Below are 17,121 nucleotides of genomic sequence, written 5' to 3'. Positions count from 1 at the left end.
TTCAATTTGAGCCGTCATAAACACTACGACAAGCATTGTGAGAGTGGGATGGTTATGGCTGTCGACCGTACAGTGAATAGAGGATGGCCACCATTCCGATGGCAACGATAGTAGTCTGTATCATCCCAGCGTAGAAAATAGAGAGATTCATGACTTCGTAGAGGACGGCCTCGATAACCGCGCCGACACTGATAATCGCGAAGCCAATCGCGAGGTACAACATTGGACGGTTCTCGTAGCGAAGATAGGCGCGGTAACTCTGGCGTGCAATAAGCAAACCAATTACTACGACGACGATCTTAGCGATGACGAGTCCGATATGTATCACGAATCGTCCTCCCGAATATCGCTCCACATCTGCATGAATCGATCCGGTGCGTCATCTTGTTCAACAGTATCGACATCGACGACAAATTCACCATCATCTAAACGAACGGTAGCGCGTTCGAGCGCCGCCTCGTACGTCTTATAGTGGTTGCCATCAGAGTCGATCTCGTTCCGTTCGGTGAGAAGGTCGTGCGTTACCATAGCTTCGATCCGTCGATAGACGGTCGGTAATGAGACTCCACAGGCATCACTCAGTTCGTCTGCAGACCGTGGTCGTTCGCTCGCGGCAGAAAGCACAATTTGCACGTGTTCATCTCCTAAAAGGGCGAGGAGTTCGAGTGGACGGCTATCCTCACACACGGTGAAGACTGATTGTGGCCTAAATAAAATGTTATGGGTTTTCTCGACGGCTGAAGAACCGGAGGGTCGCTTTCGGAATCTGGAATTCATTTGCTCATAGCCCACATAATCAAAGGCGAAACGGCAAAAAGTGATTGTCCCTAATACCTACCGTATGACGAGTGAACTAACCGTCGAAGGAATGAGTTGTGGCGGCTGCGAGCAGACGGTCGAATCAGCACTTGAAGAGATGGCGAACGTCGAAAGCGCCAGTGCCGACAACGAGTCCAACCGCGTCACGGTCGAAGGGAATCCGGACGACGACGCCGTCGCACAGATAATCGAAGACGCCGGGTACACCGTCAAGCGGTAGTCGTCGAGCGTGCTTGGCAGCGACATTTTTTCGCAGCGGTAGAAGGATACGGCCACACTCGCACACGGATACGTGGGTACAGAACCGCGGTCAGACGGCGTTTCTTCGCCGTTTTCGCCGTTCTGTGCACGTCGGTATCTCACTGGTAGTCGGTTCGTCGGAGACGGATCGACGAGGACGAGGCCCAGACATTCGTCGGCCACTCTTAGACTTCGGAGAAGGAGTGAGCGGTAGGAAAGGCTTACGTCAGTACTCGGCGGCGACGTCGTCAAGCACGCGGTCGAAGCGATCGTGAACGTCTCCGGCGATGTCATCCAGATTCGGATTGTCGACGACGCTGAGCAACGTCTGCGGTTCGACCGCGCTGATGACCACGTCGCCGTCGTCGGCCTCGTAGACGACGACGTTACACGGCAGAAGCGCACCGAGGTCGCGTTCGGCGTCCAACCCCTGCTCTGCCAGCGGTGGATTGCACGCGCCGAGGATGCGATACTCCGGATAGCCTTCGAGATCGAGTTTCTCCTCCAGTTTCGCCTGTAGATTGATGTCACTTAGGACGCCGAACCCCTCTTCTTCTAGTGCCTCAACGACGGAATCGACGACGTCCTGGAACGGTCCGTCAACGCGGCGAGTCATCGTGTACTCCATAGCCACTCTCTCAATTCGTCCGCCATTGGTATAGTGTTTAAGGCACAATCACAGCCGTCGTTCTCCCTCCGTTATCGACGATGGGATTATAGACGAAGTGAGTCGAAATACCATTCTCGCTCGATGAGAACGAGCAATTCGATATAATATACTACTCGTCGTAGTAGTAGATAGAAGGGTGAACTCCACATGACTCTACTCCAGCAACTCCGAACCAGAATCGTAGTACTCATCACTACCGCTACGACGTCCGTCGCAACCACGACTGGGACAGCCCTCGCCGACCCGGTCAGTGGCGGCCACATGTGGGGTGGCGGCAACATGTGGGGAGATGGCTGGATGACCGGGTTCGGATGGATGGGCCTCTGGGGCGTCCTCTGGATGCTTCTCCTCGTTGCACTCCCGATCGCGCTCGTCTACTTCCTGACGAGCCGTCGAGAGCCTCAGCAAGGGACTGATACTGCAGTGGCGGCGCTCCGAGAACGGTACGCCCGCGGCGAAATCAACGACGAAGAGTTCGAGACGCACCGGGCAAAACTTGCCCGTCGTAACAACGCTGATCGTAACTAAGACACCTCACTGCAAAAACTCGCTTTTCACGTATATTTCGAACCAATCGAATCCTAACAGTAGCTACTATATGAGCCTCTTTATAGAGTGAGTCGGATCCGTCCCCAATCTTGCACGAATGAGCGAATGTGAACTTTTGAATCAGATGTGAAAACAGCGATACGGCGTCTAGTCTGCCGGTTGCGCTTCACGAGGCGCAGAAACACCCGGTAAACTCGGGAAATCAAGATCAGTTCGGCGGAGGAACTGTGCATTGATCGCGACGATCACCGTACTGAGCGACATGAGCAAGGCGCCGACCGCAGGCGAGAGAAGGATACCAATCGGGGCGAGGATACCTGCTGCGAGCGGCAGTGCGAATACGTTGTAACCGGCAGCCCACACGAGGTTCTCTTGCATTTTCCGGTAGCTTGCTTTGCTCAGTTTGACAAGACGAATAACGTCCATCGGGTTGTTTTGGACGAGGATGATGTCCGCCGACTGCACGGCAACGTCCGTCCCGCTTCCGATCGCAATTCCGATGTCTGCACGCGTCAGCGCAGGTGCATCGTTGACGCCATCACCAACCATTGCTACGAGTTTGCCCTGTTCCTGGAGTTCAGTCACCTTCTTATCCTTGTCTTCGGGGAGCACTTCGGCGAAGACGGTATCGATACCGAGGTCAGCGGCGACGGCATCGGCAACGTCCTTGCTGTCCCCGGTCAGCATCGCCACCTCGATACCGAGTTCGTGAAGCGCATCGACGACTTGGTAGCTCTGTTCACGGATGACGTCCGCGAGGGCGAACGCTGCGACGAGTTCTCCGTCTCGGACGAGGTAGACGACTGTTTGGGCGTTTTCACCGGCCTGTTCTGCGAACGCCGTCAGTTCAGATGGGACGTCGGCGTCGAGAGCCGACAGAAGATTCGGGCCGCCGACGTGAATCGTCTCACCGTCGACGATTGCACGAACCCCACGGCCCTTGAGTGCCTCGAAGTCCGTGGCAGTTGGAGTCTCTATATTCTGCTCGGTTGCGGCTTCACGAACTGCCTGCGCGATCATGTGTTCTGAATCACTCTCGACAGCTGCGGCGAGTGCCAGTGCCTCGTCTTCGTCGACATCCTTGACGGTCGCCACGTCGACGATGCCTTGTTCACCTTTTGTGAGAGTCCCTGTCTTGTCGAAGATGATCGTGTCGAGTTCCCGGGCCTGTTCCATGGCGATTCGATCGCGAATCAGCATCCCGTTCTGTGCGGCAAGCGAAGTATTGATGGCGACGACGAGTGGAATAGCGAGTCCGAGTGCGTGTGGACAAGCGATTACCAACACAGTTACAACTCGTTCAATGACTGTGGCATTGAACGAGACGGCGATAGTCCACGCAATAGCGGTCACAATCGCCACAGCAAGGGCAATATAGAACAACCACCCTGCTGCCCTGTCGGCGAGCATCTGTGTTCGGGATTTGCTCTGTTGGGCCTCCTCGACGAGACGCATGATGCCTGCCAGTGTCGTTTCATCACCTGTCGCACTGATCTGGACTCGGAGGCTTCCGTCACCATTAATCGTTCCGCCGATCACCTCGTCACCAAGGTCCTTCGACACTGGTCTGGACTCGCCGGTGATCATCGACTCGTTCACGTCGGAGTCACCCTCCTTGACGACGCCGTCAGCGGGCACGCTCGCTCCCGGACGGACGAGTACGAGATCACCCTCCTCCAGTTCGCTCACCGGAACCTCCTCAGTGTCTCCTTCGTCGGTGATACGCTCGGCGGTGTCGGGGAGGAGTCTCGCCAGTTCGTCGAGGGCGCTCGACGCTCGGCGGACGCTCCGCATCTCGATCCAGTGGCCGAGTAACATGATATCGATGAGCGTCACTAACTCCCAGAAGAACGTCGACGCCGTCGGAACGACGACGCTCGCGAGGCTATAGACGAACGCAACAGTGATCGCCATCGAGATGAGCGTCATCATACCTGGTGCTCGACCCTCGAGTTCCGGGACGGCCATCTCTAAGAACGGTACTCCACCGTACGCGAAAACGATCACCGCGAAGACCGGGTTGATCCATTCGCTCCCGGGAAACGCCGGAACCGAGAACCCGAGCCACTCCCGGAGCGTCTCGCTGTAGAGGAGCACCGGTATGGAGAGCAGCGTCGAGACGAAAAAGCGTCGGCGGAACATCTGCTCGTGGCCTTCGTGCATGCCATCCCCTTCGCCGTGACCGTCGTGGTCATCGCTTCCACCGCCGTGGTCGTGCTGCTTGTCGACCTTCTGTTCGGCTTCGTTGGCGTCTTCAGCTTCTTCCTCGAGTATCGATTGCTCAACGGGAGGGTCTTCCTGTCCGGCAGAAGATGCCTCGTAATCGTCCTCAGCGCCGTTATGATTGCCGTGATTGGAGTGATGGGCAGACTGGTCTTCGTCGCCGGGCGTGTCTTTGGGGTCGTCCATACGTCATCCTCGTCAACAACGTATGTCCCGACAGGTGAAAGGTGTGTGGCTCTTTTCTGAATCGCTAACCACCGAGACCATTCTATAGCGCACATTCCTATAGTCTATTACGCTGCCGCGTAAGGTTCGACGGGTCCGTCCAGCTGTGACGAAGGTGTCCTGACGACGCGAGATAGTCTTGTCCCAGATAATCAAAACGGGTACAAAGGCTGCGAACAAATAACTGCATATGAACAAACGAAACCTAAATTGGAGGTGGACCATATGAACCGGCGTCGAGCCGACGGCATAGTTGGACTGCTAACGACAGCTATCCTACTTATCGGAGGTACCCTTAGTTGGCAGGCATACCAACAGAACCGCCTCCACAACCAGATGATGGGATCGATGATGGGAACATCGATGGGGACCAGCCCCGGCACGAGTTCGCTCTGGTACATTCTCGGGACATTCCTTATTTCAGCCATCGTCGTGGGGCTCTATCTCACCGTCCGTGATACTCTCCCCACTACTGACGTAAATGACCGGCCGGTGAATGAGAGCCGTCATTCGCTGAATACGGAAGCGGCGGAACTGGCAGATGTCAAATCGCAACGAAACGAGTCGGCTGATTCTGAGGAGCGACCGAACGAATCGGCCTGCTCAGATGTTCAGACGACCAAGTCGATTGATCCGGAGGAACAACCCAAGGCACGTATTCTCGATCTCTTACCGGAGGACGAGCGCCGTATCCTCAAACCGGTGCTTACCTCTCCTGGTGTCACCCAAATCGAGCTACGGGACCGCTCCGATTTTTCGAAGAGCAAGGTAAGCCAAACTGTAAGTGCGCTCGAGAAGCGTGGTCTATTGTATCGCGAGCGGCAGGGACGGACGTATCGAATCTATCCAAGCGACGAACTGCACCAAACTCACGATTAGCATCATCTGCTTACCCCTTAGATATCTCTCAAGATTGGAACTTTATATTCCGACTTATTCCTCGATAGAATCACATCGGATAGGAGAAGTTTTGTCGTATGCTAATTCAATATCCCAAATTTATATCATCCAATACGAATTCTAGAAAAGCCGCGTCTCGAGGATGGCAAAATTCAGCAGAGATGAACGGTAGTAGTCCAGCAAAACGATTAGGTTGCTCTATACACGCTCTCGAGCGTTCTCCTATGTGTGTTCACGCCCACATCGCTAACCCCTGAGCCGCTGTAGGAGTAACTGAGGCGAAAGACAATGCCTGACCTCAAGACTGGACGCTGGCTGCTCGTGGCGCTCGCGGTCGTCGGAATCGCGATTGCCGTCCCTGCCGTCAGCGCACATGGTGACGAAGCGCCTGCTCAAAATACATCCGCGCAAGACAGAACCGAGGCCGACTGGATGAACTGGATGGAAATGCAAATAACCAGCCACATGGGTCCAGACACCGTTGAATGGATGGAATCGCACATGGGTGTGACCATCGACGAAATGCCCTCAGAGACCACTGAGGACAATCGCGGCGATCACCGGACAGCCGATGATGACCGCAGCAGTCACGGGATGGCTGGTAGTTCCCACGGCAGTCATAAGAGGGCCAACGGTAACCACGGCGGGCTCGGACCGTACGGTCAGGAACACGGTCAGTAACTCCTCCTGACCACTCCGATCTATCGAATTGAAAAACAGACGTCCACAGAACACAATCCAATCATGATACAGACAGACACCTTCGGACGTACGACTCGTCGTCTTACAACGTTCGCCATCACCCTGCTGGTGACTGCAAGCGGGACAGCTACTGCCCACGGCGGAGGAAGCTACACCAGTGGAATGATGGGCGGTGGCGGCTGGAGTCCATTTGGAGGGCTGATGGGGTTCTGGGGACTCCTCTGGATGGCGCTTCTGTTCGCCATTCCGGTCCTCCTCGTCTATGCGTTCGCGACACGCGGATCGAAAAAGAGTGAGAGCCGATCCCGGTCAGTCCTTCGCGACCGCTACGCTCGAGGAGAGATCTCAGACAATGAGTACAAACGTCGACAAAAGCAACTCGAATAGGGAGAATAGACCCAGACCAGTCAAAGTGTATCGACACTAACGGTCGTCACGGAGGGCCGCCCTGACACCGCTGTTTTGTCTAGAAATAAACCTATAGTTAATACACCGTATACATAATTTTACCGGTAAAAATATAAATTATATAATTATATTGTTATTATTAACGGAGTAGAGTTAATGTCGTCTGTGTCTGTGTTTGCCGTGATGGTGGGGCTTGTGTCGCCGGGGTGCGTTCTGCTGGTTGCTATTGCGCTTTCCGCTTCTTGCCTCAGTCGTAGCGTCGTGATCTACGTCTAACCGAGTTTCGGCGTCGGCAACCGTCTCGTTCTTGAGTAACGTCTCTACTCGACGTTCAAATTCTTCGTCGTCGATCTCCCCGGTTGCATATTGCTGTTTGAGAACGTCCAAAGCGTCTTCCTTGGTGCTCGCTTCATTGTCTCTCCAGTGCGAGCCGGTATTCTCACCGTTGGATCTTCTACTCAGCGAGAGCAAGGTCGCGCTAGCTATGACAAGAGACACAACAAGGAGCCAGGATATGTTGGCACCGCTTGCTAGCGCGACAACGCCGCCGCCGAGTACCACTGCCCCTATGATGGCAGAAGGGCTATCTATAATGCTTGGTATTGTATTCTTCACACATTACTATTGGGTTCGGGGATTCAAAAGAGATGCGACTCAAATGCTGATGACATACTGTTACGATGCAATTCACTAAATGGAGGTTAAACCAATATTGTGTATCACAAGCAGAATCTTGTCTCTTCCTGGTAATCGAAGTCGTCTATTACGGTCAAAACTCCTATGAAACGGCGGGAGTACTTTCTTCGACCGGAAACGCCTGCTCTGATAGGTTCTGCCGGCGGAGCGGGCCGAGTGCCACGGGGCTTGACCCCCCGGGGCGTGTTCACCGCGGTACAGCGCGGAAGCCACCGAGTTCACTCGTGGGAGGAAGCGCGGAAGCGTGATTGGACTCCGGGTGGTACGGTTAATCGGTCTCACAGGCCCAGAAGCGGTCGGTGAGACGGGTTGTCCGTCAGCCAGCCCCAGAGTCAGGGGACGGTGAACGAGTCCCTCCGACTCCCGATTCGGAAGTTCCCTGAGAAAGCCCCTTCTTAGAAAGGAAAGGGGCGGGGGGCTTTCGGAGCGGGAGCGCGAAACTCGGGAGTTCCACTGACAAGCCCACGACTTCAGTCGTGGGTAGCTGACACCCTCGTCCCAATTGCTATCGTTCGGCTGGTCTATAATACTCCTTCAACCATGTCGCGATTCCATCGAGACCAGGGAATAGCGTTCGATGATTGATGTTTGCCTGATCCAACTTGTCTCGGAATTCTCGTTTACGCTCGGAAGGAATTATAATTTTCCAGTAGAGGTCCGGATGGCGTTTGAGCCATTCGTCTATGGATGTCCGGGGATTAGCCGTACTCGAGAAGAGTGCCGCTTGATTGACGATGCGCTGATCGATCGACGGGGGCTGGAAGAAAACAACGTAATCTTCGCCACGCTGTTTCGAGAATTCTTCAATGATGTCTCTGACATCAAGCATCGGAAGGGTCTGGCGGTCGGATATCCGACCGCTTTCTTGCTCGGACTGCGAGATCACCAGTCGCATGAGATCATCGAGCATCTTCGCATTGAAGACGTCCGTTCCTAATTTATCGAGAAACTCTTGGAAGTGATCAGGGAGTAGCTGGTGGGCCGCTTTATAATCAACTGCCCACACGACACCATCTTCGTCAGACGAGCCACGGGTCGCGAAATATGTGGCAACTGTGGGAGAGTACGTCCAATCGAGAAGCCGCGTCGGTAACCCATGATGTTGAGCGAGTGCCATGAGGTGGAATGGTGACTCAGGCTGGTCGATTTCCTGCAGCGCATAGTGGCGGAAATTTCGGAGGAGATGAATCTCGAGGTCCCATTCCTCTGAATCACCGACAAACTGCTGGAGCGACGTCTTAAGATTGTAGTCAGTGCTGGTCAAGCCCCTGAATACGTACGGTGATCGGTGACGGCCAATCTCTTCGTTCCAAGAATCTCGATACAGAAGTTGTTGAAGTGTCGCCCAATCGTCGGCAATGAACTCGTTATCTTCCGCACCAGTCATACATGGGGGTACCCATCAGTTCATATATAAACTGGGTTCGGTCTCTGACGGCAAATGAATGTAATTCAATTGTATCCATAGATGAAGCAAGAAAAGATTCTAAAAATCCACTGATAGTGATTCGGATGACTATCGCAGTGAAACTGCTAAAATCGCAGTGAGAGGAGAAAAAGACGCGATAGACGTGCTCAAACTCGACGAATCGATAGGGAGATCGTAAGCATCTATCTTGTTGCTTGAAGATGGACCTCCTTCGGTGCTAGACAAGTACATTCGATTAGCACACCTCTTGTGAACCGTAGGTTTCCCGGGGAGGCCTACCACTCGCTGGCGGATGTGGGTTTCGTGCTTTCCGGAGGGCGGCAACCCGGCTGTTTCCACTTCCGTTTAATGATCTAATCGGCAGTACACCAGACACCACCACTTCCAATGTAACCACCCGCCATATCGGCTCTTACCTCTGAAAACAGCATTTCTAGGGTCTATAAATCATATGCTGCGATAACAAATTGCCTCGAGGCAAGTTAAGCTGGATCTTGGAATCAAGTCCTGTGAGAGCGGCAGTATTCAGATAAAGATGAAGCGATGAGACTTTGTGATGCTTGATCTTCGAATTCAACCGCCTCACCGAATGTGAGGGCTGGTCGATTTAGAGTTTATACAACGAGAGACGACGTCGAAGTCACTGATGCAGCTCTGTCTCCACCTTTATGCGGCAGACTTATCATCCCCAAATACTGTCTACACATTAGAGCAATCGGACGCCGGGCACTGTCTAGTTGAGCCAGTTTGAGAAGGTGAGGAGTTCTTGTTGCGAGTGTCCATGACGCTCGAAGAACTCCTCAGCGAGAGCTTAGACGCGGATTTAGAAGAATCTTGGGAGAACGAGCGGACGGCGACGCCCGTCAGGGCGTTCACCGTCCGCCTCCACGCCGCCGGTTGTTCACTCAGAGAGACAAGAGAAATACTTGCACTCTTCGGTATAGAACGGTCACACCAAGCGATTTTTCACTGGGTACATCGCGTTGCTGACAGCGTTTCCGACCCGCCGTCGGCTTCACCGACGCGGGTCGCGGTCGACGAAACTGCTGTCAAAGTGAACGGCGAGTGGTTGTGGGTGTATGCTGCAATCGACACCGACACAAAGTTGCTGCTTGATGTTACCGTATTTGAGCAGCATGGCACTGATCAAGCGGCTGTGTTTCTCGGCCAGTTGGCCGAGAAACACGATCTCTCGGACGCTGAGTTTCTCGTCGATGGCTATGGCTATCGGACTGCCGTCTATCGAATTGGGTTGAGCGGTCAGCTTAACTATACGGAGCGAAACCTGATTGAAAAATGGTTTCACACGCTTAAACAGCGTATTGACCGCTTTCATACGTCGTGGGTTGGCAGTCAGCCCAGCGTCCAACGGTGGCTTGAACAATTTGTACATTACTATAACCATCAGCGACCGCACCAATCGCTCGACGATCGAACACCTGCCGAGGAGGAGCTAAACTAGACAGTGCCAACGAACTCAATTTTTCGGATAGCTCTCACTTCCTCACAGACGGTCGGTTTTTCCACGTACACAGCACTGCTGCGGGGAAAGCAATGCTAGCAGAGTACTCAGAAGAGCGGGTGCGAAAGATCGTTCAACAAGTAGGATTACCGAAGAAGACGGAGGACACGATCACGAGTGAAGAACTATACGAAGAGCTAGAAGATATCCGTGAGTGCGGATACGCCACAAATGACGAGGAAGCCATCAAAGGGTTATGGGCAATTGAGAAGACAGTGAAAACACCGATAGGGGACATCTGTGGATCATTGAATCTTAGCGCGCCGACGTACCTATACACCGAGGACATGGAACAGTCAGCAGTCGAGACACTCAAACAGCAGGTTTCAATCTTTGAGGACCGAATCAAGACACAATTCGACGAAATGTACGGATGAGAGGAGACCAACGGATTTCCTGAACCCACAGAGACCGAGTAAATCGTCTTAAGGTCATATCTCATCGTATTCACCTCAAAGCGTCGGCGGAGGAACCGGAGAACACGCCTCGTTTTATAGTATAAATATGAATAGAGCGGGTGAATTCGATTACAATCCTGGAACTGTAACGTGGGTTCACCTCATTCAATTAGTGATGCAGCTAAGAGTTCATAGGTCACTGAGGGCAACGGTCCGGCTGAAAACCTCGGAGCAGAACCATCATCCCACAGTGGGCTGCTGTATTCCCCTGACTCATTATATCGTTCCTTGGGGAAAGAGCTTAGCACCTCTTCCGGGTAATTCAATTTCGGTTAATCGAGAGTCACAGTTTCAGAGTCTAGGTTTTGATGCGTGCCTTGGCCAAGGACTATCACCGGATTGCCGCACTTGATATTAATGGCGACAACGTTCTTGACGTTCAAGACCACAAATGTGTACTTCACGGTCGGAAATGAACTAGATGAAATCCACGATACAAGAAGAACCGAAAGTTAGAGTCCGCACTTAGACTTCAGTCACACGCTCATAGCCATCATCGAGGGCAGCGGCGTCCTCCGGGAGCAATGCCGTGACGAGATAGTCGGCGTACTCACTGAAATAATCCACGAGCGCAGCGATGCGGTCGGAGTCGATCGCCTCCAACGAGTCCAGCAGAATAAATGGAACCTCTTCGTACACACCGTGGACGAGATACCCCGCAAGCGTAAATACGAGTCCCGTCACCTCACGTTCAGACTCACTGAGATGATTAATCGTGTCTTCATACGTCGTTCCTGACTCCGTACTTCTCACGACATGCATCGTCAACACGGTCTTCGAGACCTTCCGCCGCCCTTCTCGGACCTCTTGTTCGGTGTGCTCGATCCAGATGCGATCGAGATTCTCATAGTCCAGTATATCGAGGACTGTCTCCATATGCTCGTTGAACTCCTCGACAGCTTGGGCCTCGATCTGGTCAACGCGCGTTCAGAGCTCAGTCAGAGACTCCTGCACGTTCTCGCGCTGCTCTTCGAGATCATCCCAGGTTGTCAGCTCCTCTTCGACCTCGCTAATTTCGTCTTCCACAACCTCAAGATCGTCTTTAATACGGCCGATCTTGACTTCCAGCTGGTTAGCTTCCTTGTGGAGGTCGAGAATATCACTATAATCGCCCTGTTCAAGTGGTTCAACCTCATCTTCGAGCGTTTCAATTTCGTCGGTCAGTTCGTCGCGCGTCGCCTGGAGGAAAGACGTTCAATTTGTCGAGTTGCGACTGGTAAGAGCGGTCACACCAGGGGAAAGAAACCTCCATCTTGCCTATGCTACCAATATTTTTGACGCGTAGGGTAATTTGAGCCATATCTTTCTGCATTAGCTTCATATGTAACGGTTATCCCTGGTATAAAAGCGCCATAGCCGGTGACATATCTTACAATACTAGTATTGTAATACTATGGTGGTTCATACTCAGTGGGTGACGTATAGTCGTCAAATAAGTAAATATAATTAAGTAAAATCAACATTTGGCATATATTGTTAGAAAGTGGATTAGCCACACCCCCAGAAGATTTTCGATTGTCAAAGATAAAAACATTAAGTACTGAGAACTCCAATGACGTATGCCGATTTTGGCTACCTCTATCGAAAAGCGATGTTGAGTTCAAGTTCATTTGTCGCGCCAAGTAATAGCGACGGTAGTTCCTCCTCGAACCACTCACCTCGGAATCGGTTGATGGGGCCGGAGATGCTAAGTCCGCCAATGACCGTTCCGTTTTTGTCCAAAACCGGCGCGCCAATAGCCCGAAGTCCTTCGATGTATCCCTGGTCGTTGATACTAAACCCCCGCTCGCGGATCTCTTCGAGTTCACTGTAGAGTTCGTCGGGTTCCGTTATCGTCTCGTTCGTTAGGGATTCGAGACCATGCTGATCGATGATGGTCTCGATTCGATCCGTCGGTAGTTCCGAGAGTATAGCAAGGCCGGCGGCGCTGGCGTGAATCGGAATGCGTTTACCGATGTGCGTGTCAGCGGTTACGGCGTGACTTCCATTTGCTCGGTAGACGTATACTGCTTGACCGTGTTCTTCGACGAGAAACTGCGCTCGTTCGTCCGTTTCCGTTGCGAGCTCGACGACTGTTTCCTCTGCAAGCTGATACACGGTATCCCGCGTCCGCGTGAACTCCCCTAAATCGAGGAACTTGAGGCTCAACGCGTACCCTTCAGGTTTCTTGATGACGTACTCGGAGCGTTTAAGCGTCGAGAGGTGTCGATGGACGGTGCTCTTGGCGAGATCGAGTTCTGAGGCGACTTCGGAGATGGATGCCGTGTCGGCTTTCCGGAGGTACTCAATTATCGACAGCGTTTTTTCGACCGTGACAACCGAATTAGGTGGGTGAGACATTATCACGCAATTTCTGTTCCAACCTCAAGAATGTTCCGCACAATCGAATTCCAACATATAGGTATAATAATGTACAGAAATGGTGTTATCTACTTGGAACCACCTGCTCTCCGTTCACAATCGGTTCTACTGTGTGGAACGCGGTGAACTTTGCTTCGTTCGATTTGATTGCGACTTGCCGACCAATCTCTCTCAGTAGTTCGTTCATCTCCATTCATTCGTCAATAGAATCGATTATTAATGCCACCCTCTATGGCACGTTCTCAAGTCTTCTGTGATGAATACTCTGAAGATGTTTCGGAAATACAATCTTTCAACTAGTTCCCTTTGTAGTGCCAATCTAAGATTGTTCAATTCTGAGGAAGTTGTGAATGGAAGTCGGTCGAATGTTCCATTGAATGGAACGCTGAATTTACTGGTTCCAAGTTGAAAAGGTGGCGAAGCGGTCGTCAGACGTTCGTATTTTAGGTACGCCAATTAAGTACCCGTCTATTTCCATTCTTTCGAATTATACCGTTAGCTAAATTACATTCCGATTGTAACAATTATGATCGAATAGATACAAAATAGTTAAGAAGCACGGACAACACGCGATATGTGGACACGCAGCACATGAAATCCAGACGTAAGTTCATCCGACGGACAGGTGTAGCTGCCGCATTGGCGAGTACCGCGGGATGCCTCGGTGACTTCGGCATGAACAGCGGCTCCCAAGGCAAGAATAATAACTCGTCGAACAATGCTCAAGAAATTAAGGGAAAGAAGGGGGACGTCCACTTCCTCTCGGCCGAGAACAGCACGTCGTTCAAGAATTACTACAAGAAGTGGGCACAGAAATTCCGGGATGAAACGGGATACGGCGTCAAACTGGAGTTCGTCGGTGTCGGATCAAGCCAGTCGGCTCGCATTTCGAAGCTCCTGCAGACGGGAGATCCGCCCGAGTTAACGACGACGGCACCGGAGAAAGGCGGAGGATTGGCACTTCAGGGCGTCCTCGCCGACTTGAGCGACGAGGCGCAGTGGATGGAGAAGAAGTACGGGTACAAGTTCAACGACGACTTCCTGTTCAAGTTGAAAGGAAAACAATATGTGGTGCCGATCTGGGTCAACATGACGATGGATTGGTACCGCGTAAACACGTGGAAAGAGCACGCGGGAACGCCCCCCCGAAATCCTACTTGGGACGAGTTCTTAGAGGGTGTGAAAGCCATCGACAAGAAGAGCAACCGCCGTGGCACCGTGGTGCCGGCGGCGCAGTCGCTCATGAGCACTGAGTACTATATCGACCACATGTTCCAAAACGGTGGCTCCATCTTCGAGCGTAACAACGGGAACGTCGAAGTGGTTATGGATAAAGGCGAAAATCGGAAAAAGTCCAAGGAAGTTTTAGAGTACATAAAGAAACTCAACAAGTACTCGATCAACGGCAGCGGCTACGCGTACGACCAACAGATTGAGTCCTACTGGTCGGAGCAGGCTCACGAGACGAAGTATTTCGGTGCACGTCCACTACAGCAGGCCGTCGAAAACAACAAGAAAGTGGCGAAAGATACCGGACTAATGCACCCACCCAAAAAGGCGGAGAGGACACATCAGGCATTCTCCGAAGGATGGGTTATGTTCGAAGACGCGAAGAACAAGGAAGGTGCCCGCGAGTTCGTCAAGTTCATGTCCCGACCCGAACCGCTGTACGAACTGCTTCACATCGCACCGTTGCACAACTTACCACCGTTCCCGAAAGCAGTCAAGGACAAGAAGTTCCTCGACAACGAATTCATCGACAAGTGGGTTCGTCCGAACAAGCACATCGAAATCGACCACGTCGTCGAAATGGTCGATTCGGCGAAAACACTCGTCGGCGAGACGGAGCCAAACAACGCGCTCGCCTCTCCGGTCTTCTCCGAAGGAGTGTTCGGGAGTATGCTGTACAACTACCTCTATGAGGACAAAAACGCCGACCAAGCCGTTGACCAAGCCGGAAAGAAAGCACGTAGCATCATCAAGAGCTTTGACCAGGGTTAGTATGATCGGGATGGTACATCAGATCGACCGGAGGTGAACAGCGTGAGCGTCACCTCCTCGATTGCACGAAACTTGGGTATCGAACGCCAGTACGACGTCGTTCGGAATCGCATCGCAGAACTGCTCGAAAACGAAGTCGTTCTCGGATATGGGAGTCTCTTCCCGGTGATGGCCCTGTTCGTGTTCATCGCCGTGTTTCCGATCCTATGGGCGCTCGCGGGCAGTTTCTTCACCATCAACTCGTTCAACCCAGTGTGGGAGTGGGCGGGCGTTTCTAACTACGTCCACCTTTTCACTGCAGACGGACTCTACTGGTCGGCGACCGTAAAGAGCGTCATCTTCGGGTTTGGATCTGTAGTATTACAGATAATCGTCGGCGTCGCGTTCGCGTTGATATTGCGCCGGTCGTTTCGCGGTAACGCCTTCGCACGCGCCGTAGTGCTACTCCCGTATCTCATTCCCGTTATCGTCGTCGGCCTAGTATTCTCGTGGATGATGGATCCCAACTATGGCGTCTTCAACCTCGTCCCACTGCAACTCGGGCTCATCAACGAACCAATCAACTACCTCGGCAATGCCGACCTCGCCATGTACGCGCTCATCGTGGCGGCGAGCTGGAAGTGGTCGATCTTCGTCGTGATGATGGCACTGGCACGGCTGGAGGCCATTCCAGAGGGATACTACGACGCTGCACGGGTGAACGGGGCCAACGCCTGGCAACGTTTCCGGGATATCACACTCCCGAACCTGAAAGGAATGATCATCCTCGTCGTCCTGCTTCGCGGCATCTGGATGTTTAACAAGTTCGACATCATCTGGATCATGACCCGCGGCGGGCCGAGTTCTGCCACCACGACGCTCCCGGTGTACGCGTATCGTGTCGCGTTCAATCAGTGGCACCTCGGCGAGTCGCTCGCCATTGCGTCGACGCTGTTCTTCACGCTCGTCGTCGGAGCCATCGTCTACTTCACCAAGTTCAACCCCTCACAGGAGGTGCGAGTCGAATGAGTACGCAAACACGGAACACATCCATCATTGAGCGAACGATCGACTACTACGTCAAGCGAGTGCCGTACGAGACCCAGCGGACGCTTTCGAAGTGGTTCTTCCGCTTCCTCGTGTTCGTCACGGTTCTCGTCATTGGATTCCCGACGTATGTGATGTTGAAGGCGTCGCTCCAGCCGGAACTAGAACTGTTCTCCCACACGTTCCTGTTCGTCCCACACCATCCGACGTTGGAGAACTTCCAGAACCTGTTCACACAGACGTCGTTCATCCGATTCTATCTGAACAGCATCATCGCGGCCCTGGGGACGATGATCCTCAGCGTCGTCTCCGCAACCCTCGCCGGCTACTCGCTCACCCGATTTTCGTTCCCGGGAAAGGAGCGGATGGCGCAGTCGGTGCTGTTCTCGTACATGTTTCCGCCGCTGCTCATCGGACTGCCGATGTTCATGATCTGGCGGAACCTGAGCCTGCTGAACAGCTATCCGGGGATCATCCTCGCGCACACCGCTCACGCCCTCCCGTTTGACATCTGGCTCATGTGGAAGTTCTTCCAGACGGTGCCGATCTCCTACGAGGAGAGCGCATGGGTGTACGGCGCTGGACGACTACGCGCGATGCGCGACGTCGCCATTCCGATGGCACTCCCGGGAATCATCTCGGTGGCCATCTTCTCGTTCGCCATCTCGTGGAGCGATTTCACCTTCGCCAATCTCCTGCTCACGCAGGAACCGATGAAGACACTTCCCATCGGGATGCTCGGGTTCATCGAACAGCAGGCGGTTCACTGGGGACTCATCATGAGCGCTGCGGTCATGATGGCGTTGCCGGCGTTCCTGTTGGTGTACTTCCTACAGAGCTACCTGCTCCGCGGGTTCAGCGTTGGAGGGCTCGGATGACACCCGTCGGTCGA

Annotated in this window: 17 protein-coding genes and 1 pseudogene; 10 read left to right on the top strand and 8 right to left on the bottom strand. The window is 53.1% G+C overall.

Annotated features, from left to right (window positions below; all coding sequences use genetic code 11):
- Window positions 1-52: 52 nt before the first annotated feature.
- A complete protein-coding gene (locus tag ACRYA2_RS23255; RefSeq protein WP_433633549.1) occupies window positions 53-328 on the bottom strand; it encodes a DUF7521 family protein in 276 nt (91 codons plus the stop codon).
- A complete protein-coding gene (locus ACRYA2_RS23250) occupies window positions 325-687 on the bottom strand; it encodes an ArsR/SmtB family transcription factor (RefSeq protein WP_433633547.1) in 363 nt (120 codons plus the stop codon). The genes ACRYA2_RS23255 and ACRYA2_RS23250 overlap by 4 nt, the downstream gene beginning before the upstream one ends.
- 154 nt (window positions 688-841) lie before the next feature.
- Between ACRYA2_RS23250 and ACRYA2_RS23245 the strand changes: the two genes are divergently transcribed.
- Window positions 842-1,039, top strand: coding sequence for a heavy-metal-associated domain-containing protein (locus tag ACRYA2_RS23245; RefSeq protein WP_433633545.1), 198 nt, complete (start codon window positions 842-844; stop codon window positions 1,037-1,039).
- Window positions 1,040-1,285: 246 nt separating this feature from the next.
- On the opposite strand, the gene ACRYA2_RS23240 is transcribed toward ACRYA2_RS23245, so the two are convergent.
- Window positions 1,286-1,687: a DUF302 domain-containing protein gene (locus ACRYA2_RS23240; protein WP_433633543.1), complete on the bottom strand. Its 402-nt coding sequence runs from the start codon at window positions 1,685-1,687 to the stop codon at window positions 1,286-1,288.
- A gap of 189 nt (window positions 1,688-1,876) precedes the next feature.
- Between ACRYA2_RS23240 and ACRYA2_RS23235 the strand changes: the two genes are divergently transcribed.
- Window positions 1,877-2,257: an SHOCT domain-containing protein gene (locus tag ACRYA2_RS23235; RefSeq protein ID WP_433633541.1), complete on the top strand. Its 381-nt coding sequence runs from the start codon at window positions 1,877-1,879 to the stop codon at window positions 2,255-2,257.
- 168 nt (window positions 2,258-2,425) lie between these two features.
- Here ACRYA2_RS23235 and ACRYA2_RS23230 read toward each other — a convergent pair whose 3' ends face one another.
- Entirely contained in the window at window positions 2,426-4,687 is a 2,262-nt protein-coding gene (locus ACRYA2_RS23230) for a copper-translocating P-type ATPase (protein ID WP_433633539.1), read from the bottom strand.
- 264 nt (window positions 4,688-4,951) lie between these two features.
- Here ACRYA2_RS23230 and ACRYA2_RS23225 point away from each other — a divergent pair, with 264 nt between their 5' ends.
- The 3 genes from ACRYA2_RS23225 (at window position 4,952) to ACRYA2_RS23215 (ending at window position 6,715) form a co-directional block, all read left to right on the top strand.
- Entirely contained in the window at window positions 4,952-5,605 is a 654-nt protein-coding gene (locus ACRYA2_RS23225; protein WP_433633537.1) for a helix-turn-helix transcriptional regulator, read from the top strand.
- Window positions 5,606-5,914: 309 nt separating this feature from the next.
- Entirely contained in the window at window positions 5,915-6,307 is a 393-nt protein-coding gene (locus ACRYA2_RS23220) for a hypothetical protein (RefSeq protein ID WP_433633535.1), read from the top strand.
- Between the two features lie 63 nt (window positions 6,308-6,370).
- Window positions 6,371-6,715, top strand: a complete 345-nt coding sequence (locus ACRYA2_RS23215) for an SHOCT domain-containing protein (RefSeq protein ID WP_433633534.1) — start codon at window positions 6,371-6,373, stop codon at window positions 6,713-6,715.
- Window positions 6,716-6,889: 174 nt separating this feature from the next.
- Here the strand turns inward: ACRYA2_RS23215 and ACRYA2_RS23210 are convergent, their stop codons facing one another.
- Together ACRYA2_RS23210 and ACRYA2_RS23205 are read right to left on the bottom strand one after the other, a co-directional pair.
- Window positions 6,890-7,351, bottom strand: a complete 462-nt coding sequence (locus ACRYA2_RS23210) for an SHOCT domain-containing protein (RefSeq protein ID WP_433633532.1) — start codon at window positions 7,349-7,351, stop codon at window positions 6,890-6,892.
- Between the two features lie 586 nt (window positions 7,352-7,937).
- The gene (locus tag ACRYA2_RS23205) at window positions 7,938-8,819 is read right to left on the bottom strand and encodes an FRG domain-containing protein (protein WP_433633530.1); all 882 of its coding nucleotides are present in this window, start codon (window positions 8,817-8,819) and stop codon (window positions 7,938-7,940) included.
- Between the two features lie 823 nt (window positions 8,820-9,642).
- On the opposite strand from ACRYA2_RS23205, the gene ACRYA2_RS23200 reads away from it, so the two are divergent.
- Window positions 9,643-10,323 (top strand): IS6 family transposase, encoded by a 681-nt coding sequence (locus ACRYA2_RS23200; RefSeq protein WP_433633528.1) that lies wholly within the window; start codon window positions 9,643-9,645, stop codon window positions 10,321-10,323.
- Window positions 10,281-10,760, top strand: coding sequence for an IclR family transcriptional regulator (locus ACRYA2_RS23195; RefSeq protein ID WP_433633602.1), 480 nt, complete (start codon window positions 10,281-10,283; stop codon window positions 10,758-10,760). The genes ACRYA2_RS23200 and ACRYA2_RS23195 overlap by 43 nt, the downstream gene beginning before the upstream one ends.
- Before the next feature lie 546 nt (window positions 10,761-11,306).
- On the opposite strand, the pseudogene ACRYA2_RS23190 reads toward ACRYA2_RS23195, so the two are convergent.
- Window positions 11,307-12,026, bottom strand: a pseudogene (locus ACRYA2_RS23190) (archaea-specific SMC-related protein); the annotation flags it as partial.
- 393 nt (window positions 12,027-12,419) lie between these two features.
- On the bottom strand, window positions 12,420-13,181 hold the full coding sequence (locus tag ACRYA2_RS23185; RefSeq protein WP_433633600.1) for an IclR family transcriptional regulator: 762 nt from the start codon (window positions 13,179-13,181) through the stop codon (window positions 12,420-12,422).
- Between the two features lie 597 nt (window positions 13,182-13,778).
- Between ACRYA2_RS23185 and ACRYA2_RS23180 the strand changes: the two genes are divergently transcribed.
- Genes ACRYA2_RS23180 through ACRYA2_RS23170 form a run of 3 tightly spaced genes read left to right on the top strand, consistent with a single transcriptional unit; the run spans window position 13,779 to window position 17,107 of the window.
- Window positions 13,779-15,203 carry an extracellular solute-binding protein gene (locus ACRYA2_RS23180; protein WP_433633526.1) on the top strand — a complete coding sequence of 475 codons (1,425 nt, stop codon included), beginning with the start codon at window positions 13,779-13,781 and terminating at the stop codon, window positions 15,201-15,203.
- A gap of 42 nt (window positions 15,204-15,245) precedes the next feature.
- Window positions 15,246-16,211, top strand: coding sequence for a carbohydrate ABC transporter permease (locus ACRYA2_RS23175; protein WP_433633524.1), 966 nt, complete (start codon window positions 15,246-15,248; stop codon window positions 16,209-16,211).
- The gene (locus ACRYA2_RS23170) at window positions 16,208-17,107 is read left to right on the top strand and encodes a carbohydrate ABC transporter permease (RefSeq protein WP_433633522.1); all 900 of its coding nucleotides are present in this window, start codon (window positions 16,208-16,210) and stop codon (window positions 17,105-17,107) included. Before ACRYA2_RS23175 ends, ACRYA2_RS23170 begins: the two co-directional genes overlap by 4 nt.
- The last annotated feature ends 14 nt before the right edge of the window (window positions 17,108-17,121 follow it).

The sequence above is a fragment of the Halomicrococcus pelagicus genome, assembly GCF_050954125.1.
This window is presented reverse-complemented; position numbering and strand designations above follow the sequence as displayed.

Bases quoted from the DNA above. Each gene is read 5' to 3' on its own strand.
- ACRYA2_RS23245 (WP_433633545.1), top strand. From the start codon at position 842: ATGACGAGTGAACTAACCGTCGAAGGAATGAGTTGTGGCGGCTGCGAG.
- ACRYA2_RS23240 (WP_433633543.1), bottom strand. From the start codon at position 1,687: ATGGAGTACACGATGACTCGCCGCGTTGACGGACCGTTCCAGGACGTC.
- ACRYA2_RS23235 (WP_433633541.1), top strand. From the start codon at position 1,877: ATGACTCTACTCCAGCAACTCCGAACCAGAATCGTAGTACTCATCACT.
- ACRYA2_RS23230 (WP_433633539.1), bottom strand. From the start codon at position 4,687: ATGGACGACCCCAAAGACACGCCCGGCGACGAAGACCAGTCTGCCCAT.
- ACRYA2_RS23225 (WP_433633537.1), top strand. From the start codon at position 4,952: ATGAACCGGCGTCGAGCCGACGGCATAGTTGGACTGCTAACGACAGCT.
- ACRYA2_RS23220 (WP_433633535.1), top strand. From the start codon at position 5,915: ATGCCTGACCTCAAGACTGGACGCTGGCTGCTCGTGGCGCTCGCGGTC.
- ACRYA2_RS23215 (WP_433633534.1), top strand. From the start codon at position 6,371: ATGATACAGACAGACACCTTCGGACGTACGACTCGTCGTCTTACAACG.
- ACRYA2_RS23205 (WP_433633530.1), bottom strand. From the start codon at position 8,819: ATGACTGGTGCGGAAGATAACGAGTTCATTGCCGACGATTGGGCGACA.
- ACRYA2_RS23200 (WP_433633528.1), top strand. From the start codon at position 9,643: ATGACGCTCGAAGAACTCCTCAGCGAGAGCTTAGACGCGGATTTAGAA.
- ACRYA2_RS23185 (WP_433633600.1), bottom strand. From the start codon at position 13,181: ATGTCTCACCCACCTAATTCGGTTGTCACGGTCGAAAAAACGCTGTCG.
- ACRYA2_RS23170 (WP_433633522.1), top strand. From the start codon at position 16,208: ATGAGTACGCAAACACGGAACACATCCATCATTGAGCGAACGATCGAC.